Consider the following 11,741-nt stretch of genomic DNA (forward strand, 5'->3'; position numbering starts at 1 on the left):
TGCGGAACTGCCTGTCCGTGTCAGTGGAGCGAGGCGGTTGCCGCCGATTGCGCCGGCCATCGGGCCACACCACATCAGAGCTCCCGCGACCGGTGCGCAACTTGCGCTCGCCCCGGCTCCCCTGGTCAGCGCTGCATGTCCGACGTTTTGTGAACTTGGCGGCGGCAACGCGCCCAACGGCCGGACGCTTTGGCTTCGGGACCGTGTCGCACCCAGTCGCGGAACCGCCCACGAGTGCGGCGATGGTACCTGCCTTAGGTGGATGGCCCGTGGGGGTGCGTCAGGGCCTCGTAGTCGGCTCGTAGGTCGGTCGCTTCGAGAGGGTTGCGTTGTTCCACGGCCCGTACGACTCCCCGGGGCCCGGCCGAGTTTCGCGTTTGCGCGGGAACGGGGGAAGTCTTGCTCGGGCGTGCGGAGGCACGGCCCATTACCCGACGACCGCGAAAAGCTCGGTCACGGCATTGGCCAGTTCGCGGTCCCCGCTCAATTGCGAACGCTCGCGGGCGCTTTCGACGGGGATCCCCCGGGTGGCCAGGCGCCAGAAGGTGTCCTCGTTCATCGATACGTGTGTGGCCGGCTCCCGCTCGGGAGTTCCCAGACGCCACCGGTCGTCCTGCCGCACCGCGTCCCATCGGCCGCCGGACGGTCCGCTCACCTCAAGGCGAACCGCGGTGCCGTCCGGCCGTGTGTGTGCCCGGAGGGCGGCCGGCAAACCTCGGGCGAAGATGTCCAGGACCGGGGCCATGAGCTCGGGTTCGTCCGCGCCGGGGCAGGAGACCGCGTCGCGGATCTGCTGCTGGTGCACCCAGAACTCGGTGTACTCACGGCCGATGTCCAGCCATGCCGGGCTGGGGACGTCCGAGGCGGCCCACGAGACGTCAAGGTCAGCCAGTGCGTGGAGGTCCCTGGTCGACCACACCGCGTCCAACTCGGTACCCAGATGCCGCAGCAGGTCCGTCAGTAGCCGCGGGCTGAGCTGGCGGCTCGCTCGGACGAACTCGTCGTTGGTGCGCGCCAGGTATGTCGGCAGCGTGTCGTCGCTTGCGAAGACGGCCCCGGCGTACCCGTCGCGGCTGCCCGAGAGGCGTCGCATGTAGTCGTTGAGCACATGGCCCACCACGTCATGGACGTCCCAGCCGGGACACACTGTCGGTTTGGCCCAGTCCTCAGGACCCAGCGCGTGGAGCAGCTCGATCAGAGCTCGTCGCTCCAACGGAAAAAGTCGGCGGACGTCGATGGGCGGACCGAAGATCATGCGCTGACGGTACGTGCTGTCGATGCCCGACGCGCGGGAATTTGTTCGCCCGACGACCACAGGTGGGACGCGAGCCTGTGGGGCTGAGTGCACATCGGGTGAACTCCTCGCCGACTCGCGACCGGTGCGCATCGTGCCTTGGTGGTGGGATCTGGCCGGGTGTGAAGCGACGGGGCAACCCGACCTTGGGGGACGCATGAGGCTTGGCAGGCGTGCGGCGGGTTTTGGTGTGGGAGGGAGGCGGCGGATCTACGATGATCGCCGTGACCCTCCGCCGTAGTTCTCTTGCCTCGTTTGCGCTGGTTGTCTGTGCTGCGATGACGCTTTCCGCGTGCAGTTCGGACGACAAGGAGCCTTCCGCCGCGTCGTCGGGAGCTGAGATTTCCGATACGCCCATTCCGGCGGCTCCGGGTGGGCAGGAGGTCGCGGACCTTCAGGCGCGGTGGTGGGGTTGGGCGGCGTCGCAGCCGGAGGCGTCCAATCCGGTGGCTGATATGACGGGGCAGCAGTGCGCGCAGGGGCAGCCCGACGATGTGTGGTTCGTGGCCGGGACGTTCGGCGGCGACGCGAAGCGTACGTGTACGGTGCCCGCTGGTCGGACGCTTGCCGGCCCGCTGCTGAACTTCACGGCGGACACCGCCGAGCAGTGCGAGGAGCACATCGCTGCGTCTGACGGCGAAGTGGTGTTGGACGGCAGCCCGGTCGATGTGAAGAAGGTCGGTCCCGAAGCGATCACGTTTGCGGGCGTCGCGGGCAACCCCGTGACGAAGAACGCGGACGAAGTGTCCACGCAGGGCTGCGGGTTGTGGTTCACGCTGGCCCCGCTCGCGCCTGGTGCCCACAAACTCGCCATCAGCGGCGTCAGCAACGACTTCAAACTGTCGGTCGAGTACACGCTCAACGTCGGTTGACCCACCAGCACGCCGAGTAGTGCGGCGGGACTGTTCGCGTGTGAGCTGCTCGGGCGGCTCGGCCGCGGCGCCTGATTGTGCCGCGCTGCCCTTGCCCGCGGGCGGCTCAGCCGAGGAAGCCTCGTAGCAATGCTGCTGTGGCGTCGAGGTGTTCGGTTATTGCGCGGCGGGCGGCTTCGGGGTCGGTGGTGAGGACGGCTCGGACTATTGCGGCGTGTTGTATTGCGCTGTGTTCGATGTTGCGGGTCAGGACCGGGATGGCGTTCAGGAGGTCGTTGAGGCGCATGCGGACGTCCGCGGCGGCCGCGGTGAGGCTGGACGATCCGGTCAGTTCGGCCAGGGTGAGGTGGAACGCCGTGTCGAGGCGGCGGTAGTCCTCCGGGGCGGCGGTGTCGACGGCCTCCAGGCGGGCCAGGAGGAGGGCGCGTTGGGCCGCGTCGAGGCCCCGGGTGGCGAGGACCTGCACCGCGCCGACTTCGAGCACCTCGCGGAACGTGAGGGCGTCGTCGAGCGCCGGGCCCATGTCCTCGGCGCGGCGGCGCGCCTCGCCCGGTTCCGGGGTCGGCGGCGGGCCGGTGACGAACGTTCCGCCGAAACGGCCGCGGCGTACCTCCACGTGGCCGGCCTGTTGGAGCGCCCGGAGCGCCTCGCGCAGAGTGATGCGGCTGACGCCCAAGCGGGCGGCGAGGTCGCGTTCGGCCGGGAAGCGAGCGCCCGGCGGTACGACGCCGAGCTTGATCGCGGCCATCAGCCGCTCGACGGTCTCCTCGAACGCGTTGCCCGCCCGGACCGGCCGCAACACCGCGTCGGCGGTCGGATCGCCCCACGCGCGGGGCTCGGACGCGCGCTCATCGGCGTCGGTCGGCACCGCACCACCCTCCCCTCGACGCGCGGATTCTTTCATCCCAACACTTTCATCCAATCAATGGACTGATGTTAGACCAATGAGATTGGATAGCCCCGAACGATCGCCGGACGACGGGAGAGCGGTGTGACGCAGGGGAGGGCGACCGTGCCAGGGGACCGGCCGTACGACGTGGACCGGCTCCGCGCCCGGGTCGCCGAGGGGACGATCGACACCGTCCTCGTCGCCTTCACCGACATGCAGGGACGCCTCCAGGGCAAGCGCCTGTCCGCGCGCTACTTCCTCGAAGAGGTCCTCGCGCACCACACCGAGGGCTGCAACTACCTCCTCGCCGTGGACGTCGACATGAACACCGTCGACGGTTATGCGATGAGCTCGTGGGAGACGGGGTACGGCGACTTCGTCCTGGTGTCCGATCTCGCGACGCTGCGCGAAGTGCCGTGGAACGAAGGCACCGCAATGGTGCTCGCCGACCTGGCCTGGCCCGACGGACGCCCGGTGGTCGCGTCCCCGCGGCAGATTCTCAAGGCGCAGACCGACCGGCTCGCGCAATTGGGGCAGCGCGCGATGGTGGGCACCGAGCTGGAGTTCGTCGTCTACCGCGACACATATGAGCAGGCGTGGAACCGCGGCTATCGCGACCTCACGCCCGCCAACCAATACAACGTCGACTACAGCGTGTTGGGCACCGCGCGGATCGAACCGCTATTGCGTCGCATCCGCAACGAGATGACCGCCGCGGGCATGTACGTCGAGTCGGCGAAGGGCGAATGCAACCTGGGCCAGCACGAGATCGCGTTCCGCTACACCGAGGCCCTGCGCACCTGCGACCACCACAGCATCTACAAGAACGGTGCGAAGGAGATCGCCGCGCAGGAGGGCATGAGCCTGACCTTCATGGCCAAGCCCAATCAGCGCGAAGGCAATTCGTGCCACATCCATCTGTCACTGCGAGCCGATGACGGGCCGGTGCTGAGCGGGGACGGGCCGTACGGCCTCTCCCGCACCGGTGCTCACTTCCTCGCCGGGCAGCTCGCCACCCTGCGCGAGTTCACGCTGCTGTACGCGCCGAACATCAACTCCTACAAGCGCTTCCAGCCGGGCACGTTCGCCCCGACGGCCGTGCAGTGGGGGGTCGACAACCGGACGTGCGCGCTGCGCCTCGTCGGCCACGACCAGTCCCTGCGCGTCGAGAACCGTGTCCCGGGCGGCGACGTCAACCCGTACCTCGCCGTCGCGGGCATGATCGCCGCGGGCCAGTACGGCATCGACAACGAACTGCCGCTGCCCGAGCCGCAGACGGGCAACGCGTATACCTCCGGCGCCGAGACCGTGCCGACTACGCTGCGTGAGGCGCTGGACCTTTGGGAGAAGAGCGAACTCGCGCGCGAGGTGTTCGGCGAGGAGGTGCAGGCGCATTACGCGAACGCCGCGCGCGTCGAATTGTCCGCGTACGAAGCGGCGGTCACCGACTGGGAGTTGTTCCGCGGATTCGAGCGCATGTAGCGGCGACAAGCGGTGACAGGCGGCGGCGACAGGTGCGCAGCGGCGACGAGGAAGAGCGGTCGCCCGCATCGCAGAACTGCCGCGAAACACAGCAATCAGCACGGCGTGGCAAGAGAGAGAAAGGGCCGCAATGGCCGACGACATCTTCGACGTGATCAACCCGGCGACCGAGGAATTGGTCGCGTCCGTGCCGATGGCGAGTGCGGACGAGGTCGACGCCGCGGTACGCCGCGCCGCCGCCGCGTACCCCGCCTGGCGCGCCGTCGCGCCCGGTGACCGCGCCCGCCTGCTGCGCCGTTTCGCCGAGGTCGTCGACGCCCACACGGACGAACTGGCGGCCCTGGAAGTCGCCGAGGCCGGGCACCCGGTCGGCAATGCGCGCTGGGAGGCGGGCAACCTCCGCGATGTCCTGCACTATTACGCGGGTGCCCCCGAGCGTCTGACCGGACGTCAGATCCCGGTCCCGGGCGGCATCGACATCACCTTCCAGGAACCGCTCGGTGTCGTCGGCCTCATCGTGCCGTGGAACTTCCCGCTGCCGATCCTGGGATGGGGCCTGGCGCCCGCTCTCGCGGCCGGGAACACAGTCGTGGCCAAGCCGGCCGAGCTGACGCCGCTGACGGCCCTCAGGGTCGCCGAACTGGCTCTGGAGGCGGGGCTGCCGGAGGACGTGTTCCAGGTGCTGCCGGGCCGCGGCACGGTCGCGGGCCGCGTGCTGGTGGACCACGAACTCGTCCGCAAGATTGTGTTCACCGGGTCGACGGCGGTCGGCAAGGAGATCATGGCGCGCGCGGCGGGCGGGGTGAAGCGCGTGACGCTCGAACTCGGCGGCAAGAGCGCCAACATCGTGTTTGCGGACGCCGACCTGGAGAAGGCCGCCGCGGCCGCCCCGATGTCGTTCTGCGACAACACGGGCCAGGACTGCTGCGCACGCAGCCGCATCCTGGTGCAGCGCGAGGCGTACGACCGCTTCCTCGAACTGCTCGAACCGCACATCCTCGCGGTGCGGGCGGGTGACCCGAACGACCCCGGGACCGAGATGGGCCCGCTCGTGTCCGCCGCCCAACTCGACCGTGTGCGTGGGTATGTCCCCGACAACGCGCCCGTGGCCATGCGCGGTTCGGTGCCCTCCGGCAAGGGCTTCTGGTACCCGGCGACCGTCCTGACGCCCGCAGACGTGCGCGACCGGACCGTCACCGACGAGATCTTCGGCCCGGTGACCGCGGTGATCCCGTTCGAGGACGAGGACGACGCGGTACGTATCGCCAACGCCACCGCGTACGGCCTCGCCGGGTCGATCTGGACGCGCGACGTCGGCCGCGCGCTGCGTGTCAGCCGCGGGGTGGAGGCGGGCAATCTGTCCGTCAACTCACACTCCTCGGTGCGCTATTGGACGCCGTTCGGAGGCTTCAAGCAGTCCGGCCTCGGCCGCGAACTGGGCCCGGACGCACTGGCTGCCTTCACTGACACAAAAAATGTCTTCATTGCGACGGAATGACCGAAGGCCCGCGAACGAAGCCCCCACCCGTCGAACGAAGCCCCCCACCCGTCGAACAAGCACCCCAACCCGCCAACAGCAAACCGCCGCACCACCAGTAGTACGGAGGAACAGTGAAGCGTTTCGAGGGCCGTACGGCCGTCATCACCGGCGCGGGCAGCGGCATCGGCCTCGCCACCGCGAAGCGCCTCGCGTCCGAGGGCGCCGATGTCGTGTGCGTCGACGTCGACGAGACCGCCGGGAAGGCTGCCGCGGATGCGGTCGCCGGACTGTTCGTCAAGGCCGACGTCACCTCAGAGGCCGACGTCGAGGCCATGTACCAGGCGGCGTTCGACACCTACGGCCGCATCGACGTCGCGTTCAACAACGCCGGCATCTCGCCGCCCGACGACGACTCGATCCTGACCACCGGCATCGACGCCTGGCGCCGCGTGCAGGAGGTCAACCTGACGTCCGTCTACTTGTGCTGCAAGTACGTCATCCCCTACATGCAGCGCCAGGGCAAGGGCTCGATCGTCAACACAGCCAGCTTCGTCGCCCGCATGGGCGCGGCCACGTCGCAGATCTCGTACACCGCGTCGAAGGGCGGCGTACTGGCCATGTCGCGCGAACTCGGCGTGCAATTCGCCCGCGAGGGTATCCGGGTCAATGCCCTGTGCCCCGGACCGGTGAACACGCCGCTGCTGCAAGAGCTGTTCGCCAAGGACCCGGAGCGCGCGGCACGGCGACTCGTGCACATCCCCACCGGCCGCTTCGCCGAGGCCGAGGAGATCGCGGCGGCCGTCGCGTTCCTCGCCTCCGACGACGCGTCCTTCGTCACCGCCGCCGAGTTCCTGGTCGACGGCGGCATTTCGGGTGCCTACGTGACCCCGCTCTAGGCTTGCCCGCTCCCGCACGGACCACGGCATCGTCAGCGAGACAGGTGGTATCCCTCATGCCCCGCCCCGTCATCGGCATTACCGCGTACAGCGAACCGGCCAAATGGGCCGCGTGGGATGTGCAGGCGACGCTCCTGCCCCAGGCGTACGTCGACCGCGTCGCGGCCGCCGGCGGCCTGCCCGTGCTGCCGCCGTCCGTACCTGATGCCGCCGAGGCGCTGGACCGCGTCGACGCGCTCGTGATCGCCGGAGGCGGGGACGTCGACCCCGGCAGGTACCGGGCCGAGGCGCACGAACGCACCGGGTTCGTGCGCCCGGCGCGCGACACGGCCGAGTTCGCGCTCGCCGAGCGCGCGTTCGACAGCCGTATTCCGGTGCTTGGCATTTGCCGCGGCATCCAGGTCATCAACGTCCTGCGCGGCGGGACGCTGCTCCAGCACCTGCCGGACCGGCTCGGCGACGAGCGGCACGCGCCCGCACCCGGGCAGTACGGGCGGCACCCGGTGGCCCTGGTCCCGGGCAGCCGCACGGCGCAGTTGTACGGACGTACGGAGTTGGACGTCGCGACGTACCACCACCAGGCCGTGGACACGCTAGGTGCGGGCCTCGTGGTGACCGGGCGGGCCCCGGACGGCACCATCGAGGCGCTGGAGGTGCCTGGCCACCCCTTCGCGGTGGCGGTGCAATGGCATCCGGAGGTGGACGACGATCTGTCGCCGTTCGCGGGCCTTGTGGCCGCGGCCGAGGAACGCTTGGCATCGGCATCGGCGGCGGTCTCGGCCTGACCGGCCCTCCCGAGAGTGTCCGGGGAGCGCTGGCAATCCCCGGCGCGCTCCGGCGCACACGCCGGTGGATGTCAAGGACCGGGGGCGCGCACCACAACGCGGGCCGGACTCGGGCGTATCACGGTTGCGTGACGTACTGAGCCGATGCGCGAATTCTCCGGTTACCAATCAGTATGGTCCCCGGACATGACCCCCCTCGCGTGGACCCTGTTCGCGGTGGCCGCCATATTGGCGGTTGCCGACTGGGCCGCCGTCGCACGCGAGGATTTGCGGTTCGAACGACGTGCCAAGCCTGCCGTCATCGTGGCGCTCATAGCCGTGGCGGCCGCGCTGGACCCGTCCAGTGAGAGCCAGCGCGCCGCCTTCCTCATCGCCCTCGGCCTGTCGCTGACGCGCGATGTGCTCACACTCGGCGGCGAGCGGCAGTTCGTCGCGGCTGTGTCGGCATCGCTCGCGGCGCACATGGCATATGTCGTCGGCTTCCAGCAGGTCGGCTGGTCGTGGCTGTGGGCGGCCGCGGGCATCGTGGTCGTCCTGGCCGCAACCCTGGGTTACGCCGTGCGGCTTGTCATCGGCGTACGTGCCACGCGTCCCATGCTGACCTTGCCGGTCGTGCTCTACATAGGCGTGCTCTCACTCATGGTCGTGGCGGCCTCCGCGACAGGGCAGCCGACCGCAGTCGCGGGGGCGTTTCTCTTCTACTGCGCGGACGCCCTGGCCGGGTGGAACCGGTTCCGCGAGCAGACGCCGTACGCGCACATCAGCATCGCGGTGTCGTACCACCTCGCGCAGATGCTCCTCGTCCTCTCGCTCGTCTGACGCGGTCCGCCGCCTGTCCGCCCGAGGCCGCGCGCCGCCCGTCCCACCCCGCCCATCCGGGATATCGCGAAGCCGGTGGAGCGCCATCCGGTACCCTGTCGCTATGCGTGCCGTACTGCTGCTTACCGGGCCGCGCTGACCAGGACGGGCGACCACCTCCCATGGGGGTCTGTCGCCCACCTCAGCGCGGCGACCCCTCCTGTGCGAGGGGTTTTTGTATTTCCGGCAAGACCCGCGTCACCACGACGGCCACTACGACACGCACACGTGTGCACCCGGGAGCCCTGAGGACGATGACCGAGACGACGCAGGCCGCCGAGCCGACCGAGCCCTACCGCTACACGGCCGCCATGGCCGGCGAGATCGAGCTGCGCTGGCAGGACCGCTGGGAACGGGACGGCACGTTCGAGGCCCCGAATCCCGTAGGCCCGCTGGCCGGTCCCGAGGACATCGCGGGCCGCGAGAAGATGTTCGTGATGGACATGTTCCCGTACCCGTCGGGTGTGGGGCTGCACGTCGGCCACCCCCTGGGCTACATCGCCACCGACGTGTTCTCCCGGTACAAGCGCATGACCGGGTTCAACGTGCTGCACACCCTGGGCTACGACGCGTTCGGCCTGCCCGCCGAGCAGTACGCGGTGCAGACCGGTACACACCCGCGCATCACCACCGAGGCGAACATCGCCACCATGCGCCGCCAACTGCGCCGCCTGGGACTGGGCCACGACCCGCGCCGCTCGATCTCGACGATCGACCCGGCCTACTACCGCTGGACGCAGTGGATCTTCCTGCAACTGCGCACGTCCTGGTACGACACCGAGGCCGACGGCGGCAAGGGCCGCGCGCGGCCGATCGCCGACCTGGTCGAGCAGTTCGAGAAGGGCACCCGGGCGGTCCCGGGCGGCGGCGTATGGGCCGACCTGAGCCGCGCGGAGCAGGCGAAGGCCGTGGACGGCTTCCGGCTGGCCTACCTGTCCGAGGCGCCGGTCAACTGGTGTCCGGGGCTGGGCACGGTGCTGGCCAACGAGGAGGTCACCGCCGAGGGGCGCAGCGAGCGCGGGAACTTCCCGGTGTTCAAGCGCAACCTGAAGCAGTGGATGATGCGCATCACCGCGTATTCCGACCGGCTGATCGACGACCTGGACACGCTGGACTGGCCCGAGCCGATCAAGCTGATGCAGCGCAACTGGATCGGCCGGTCCGAGGGCGCGCACATCGACTTCGCCTTCGCGGGCCACGAGAACGTGTCCGTACGGGTGTTCACGACCCGTCAGGACACGCTGTTCGGCGCGACCTACATGGTGCTGGCCCCCGAACACGAACTGGTCGAGGCCGTCGTGCCGGACGCGTGGCCCGCCGGCACGCCGGTGGCCTGGACCGGAGGGGCGGCCACCCCGGCGGAGGCGGTCGCGGCGTACCGTGCCGAGGCGGCGTCCAAGACCGAGGTCGAGCGCCAGACCGAAGGCCGTGACAAGACCGGTGTGTTCACCGGCGCATATGCGATCAACCCGGCGGGCGGCACGGCCGTTCCGGTGTTCATCGCCGACTATGTGCTGGCGGGCTACGGCACCGGCGCCATCATGGCGGTGCCCGCACACGACCACCGCGACTTCGAGTTCGCCCGCAAGTTCGAGCTGCCGATGGTCTGCGTCGTCGAGCCCGACGACGGCCGATCGACCGACCCGGCGACGTGGGACGACGCGTTCATCTCCAAGAGCGCGCGGATCGTCAACTCGTCCACCCCCGACTTCAGCCTGAACGGCCTGGACGTGGCCGAGGCCAAGCGGGCCATGGACGCCCACCTGGCTGCCGAGGGCGTCGGTGCGCCGACGGTCACCTACCGGCTGCGGGACTGGCTGTTCAGCCGCCAGCGTTACTGGGGCGAGCCGTTCCCGATCGTCTACGACGAGGACGGGATCGCGCACGAACTGCCGGACTCCATGCTGCCGGTCGAGCTGCCGGAGATCGACGACTACAGCCCGCGCACCTTCGACCCGGACGACGCGGACTCGCAGCCCGAGACCCCGCTGTCGCGCCGCGAGGACTGGGTGACGGTCGAACTGGACCTGGGCGATGGGCCGCGCACGTACCGCCGCGAGACCAACACGATGCCCAACTGGGCCGGTTCGTGCTGGTACGAGCTGCGCTACGTGGACCCCACCAACGCGGACGTGCTGGTCGACCCCGAGAACGAGAAGTACTGGATGGGTCCGCGTACCGCGGGTGCCTCCGGAGGTGTCGACCTGTACGTCGGCGGCTCCGAACACGCCGTGCTGCACCTGCTGTACGCGCGTTTCTGGCACAAGGTGCTGTTCGACCTGGGCCACATCTCGTCGTTCGAGCCCTTCCACAAACTGTTCAACCAGGGCTACATCCAGGCCTACGCGTACACCGACGCGCGCGGCGTCTACGTGCCGGCCGAAGAGGTCACCGAGGAGGACGGCAGGTTCTTCTTCGGGGTCGAAGAGGTCAAGCGCGAGTACGGCAAGATGGGCAAGTCGCTGAAGAACTCGGTGACCCCCGACCAGATCAGCGACGACTACGGCGCGGACACGCTGCGCCTGTACGAGATGTCCATGGGTCCGCTGGAGGCCTCGCGGCCTTGGGACACCCGCGCGATCGTCGGTTCGTACCGCTTCCTGCAACGCATGTGGCGCAACATCGTCGACGAGTCGACCGGCGAGCTGCGGGTCGTCGAGACCGAGCCCGACGAGGCCACGCTGCGTGCGACGCACAAGGCGATCGACGGCATGCGCAAGGACCTGGAGGGCCTGCGGTTCAACACCGCGATCGCCAAGGCCATCGAGCTGAACAACCACCTGACCAAGCTGGACGCGGTGCCGCGCGCGATCGCGGAGAAGCTGGTCCTGATGGTCGCCCCGCTGGTGCCGCACGTCGCCGAGGAGCTGTGGGCGCGCCTGGGCCACGAGGGTTCGCTGGCGCACCACGACTTCCCGGAGGCGGACCCCGCGTACGTCGTCGACGAGACGGTGACGTGTGTCGTGCAGATCAAGGGCAAGGTCAAGGCCCGTCTGGAGGTGCCCCCGGGCATCGGCGAGGACGAGCTGCGCGAACTGGCGCTGGCCGACGCCGCGGTCGTGTCGGCGCTGGGCGGCGCCGCGGTGCGGATGGTGGTCGTACGGCCCCCGAAGCTGGTGAACATCGTTCCGGCGTGAGCCGGGCTCGGACCCGGCCTACGGGGACCGGGTCCGACGGGCGCGGAC

General features: G+C 69.5%; 9 protein-coding genes. 7 read left to right on the forward strand and 2 right to left on the reverse strand.

Going from position 1 to position 11,741, the window contains the following annotated elements; genetic code table 11:
* Positions 1–427: 427 nt before the first annotated feature.
* The gene (locus ACRX5S_RS38780) at positions 428–1,255 is read right to left on the reverse strand and encodes a maleylpyruvate isomerase family mycothiol-dependent enzyme (protein WP_436777977.1); all 828 of its coding nucleotides are present in this window, start codon (positions 1,253–1,255) and stop codon (positions 428–430) included.
* 254 nt (positions 1,256–1,509) lie between these two features.
* Here ACRX5S_RS38780 and ACRX5S_RS38785 point away from each other — a divergent pair, with 254 nt between their 5' ends.
* A complete protein-coding gene (locus ACRX5S_RS38785; protein WP_436777978.1) occupies positions 1,510–2,166 on the forward strand; it encodes a signal protein in 657 nt (218 codons plus the stop codon).
* Positions 2,167–2,272: 106 nt separating this feature from the next.
* Here the strand turns inward: ACRX5S_RS38785 and ACRX5S_RS38790 are convergent, their stop codons facing one another.
* The gene (locus ACRX5S_RS38790) at positions 2,273–3,070 is read right to left on the reverse strand and encodes a FadR/GntR family transcriptional regulator (protein WP_436777979.1); all 798 of its coding nucleotides are present in this window, start codon (positions 3,068–3,070) and stop codon (positions 2,273–2,275) included.
* Positions 3,071–3,178: 108 nt separating this feature from the next.
* On the opposite strand from ACRX5S_RS38790, the gene ACRX5S_RS38795 reads away from it, so the two are divergent.
* The 6 genes from ACRX5S_RS38795 to leuS all read left to right on the forward strand — a co-directional run bounded on the left by ACRX5S_RS38795 (position 3,179) and on the right by leuS (position 11,693).
* Positions 3,179–4,537 carry a glutamine synthetase family protein gene (locus tag ACRX5S_RS38795; protein WP_436777980.1) on the forward strand — a complete coding sequence of 453 codons (1,359 nt, stop codon included), beginning with the start codon at positions 3,179–3,181 and terminating at the stop codon, positions 4,535–4,537.
* Between the two features lie 130 nt (positions 4,538–4,667).
* Positions 4,668–6,035, forward strand: coding sequence for an aldehyde dehydrogenase family protein (locus ACRX5S_RS38800; RefSeq protein WP_436777981.1), 1,368 nt, complete (start codon positions 4,668–4,670; stop codon positions 6,033–6,035).
* A 113-nt stretch (positions 6,036–6,148) separates the two neighbouring features.
* Positions 6,149–6,913, forward strand: a complete 765-nt coding sequence (locus ACRX5S_RS38805) for a 3-oxoacyl-ACP reductase (RefSeq protein WP_436777982.1) — start codon at positions 6,149–6,151, stop codon at positions 6,911–6,913.
* Positions 6,914–6,969: 56 nt separating this feature from the next.
* Complete coding sequence (locus ACRX5S_RS38810; RefSeq protein WP_436777983.1) at positions 6,970–7,698, forward strand: gamma-glutamyl-gamma-aminobutyrate hydrolase family protein; 729 nt, start codon at positions 6,970–6,972, stop codon at positions 7,696–7,698.
* A gap of 186 nt (positions 7,699–7,884) precedes the next feature.
* Complete coding sequence (locus ACRX5S_RS38815) at positions 7,885–8,517, forward strand: lysoplasmalogenase family protein (RefSeq protein ID WP_436777984.1); 633 nt, start codon at positions 7,885–7,887, stop codon at positions 8,515–8,517.
* A gap of 293 nt (positions 8,518–8,810) precedes the next feature.
* Positions 8,811–11,693 (forward strand): leucine--tRNA ligase, encoded by a 2,883-nt coding sequence (gene leuS, locus ACRX5S_RS38820; RefSeq protein ID WP_436777985.1) that lies wholly within the window; start codon positions 8,811–8,813, stop codon positions 11,691–11,693.
* The last annotated feature ends 48 nt before the right edge of the window (positions 11,694–11,741 follow it).

This window comes from Yinghuangia sp. YIM S09857, assembly GCF_051388915.1.
GTDB lineage: Bacteria > Actinomycetota > Actinomycetes > Streptomycetales > Streptomycetaceae > Yinghuangia.

Excerpts from the sequence above, each read along its gene's own strand:
- ACRX5S_RS38780 (WP_436777977.1), bottom strand. The coding sequence starts at position 1,255 with ATGATCTTCGGTCCGCCCATCGACGTCCGCCGACTTTTTCCGTTGGAG.
- ACRX5S_RS38785 (WP_436777978.1), top strand. The coding sequence starts at position 1,510 with ATGATCGCCGTGACCCTCCGCCGTAGTTCTCTTGCCTCGTTTGCGCTG.
- ACRX5S_RS38790 (WP_436777979.1), bottom strand. The coding sequence starts at position 3,070 with ATGAAAGAATCCGCGCGTCGAGGGGAGGGTGGTGCGGTGCCGACCGAC.
- ACRX5S_RS38800 (WP_436777981.1), top strand. The coding sequence starts at position 4,668 with ATGGCCGACGACATCTTCGACGTGATCAACCCGGCGACCGAGGAATTG.
- ACRX5S_RS38810 (WP_436777983.1), top strand. The coding sequence starts at position 6,970 with ATGCCCCGCCCCGTCATCGGCATTACCGCGTACAGCGAACCGGCCAAA.
- ACRX5S_RS38815 (WP_436777984.1), top strand. The coding sequence starts at position 7,885 with ATGACCCCCCTCGCGTGGACCCTGTTCGCGGTGGCCGCCATATTGGCG.
- leuS (WP_436777985.1), top strand. The coding sequence starts at position 8,811 with ATGACCGAGACGACGCAGGCCGCCGAGCCGACCGAGCCCTACCGCTAC.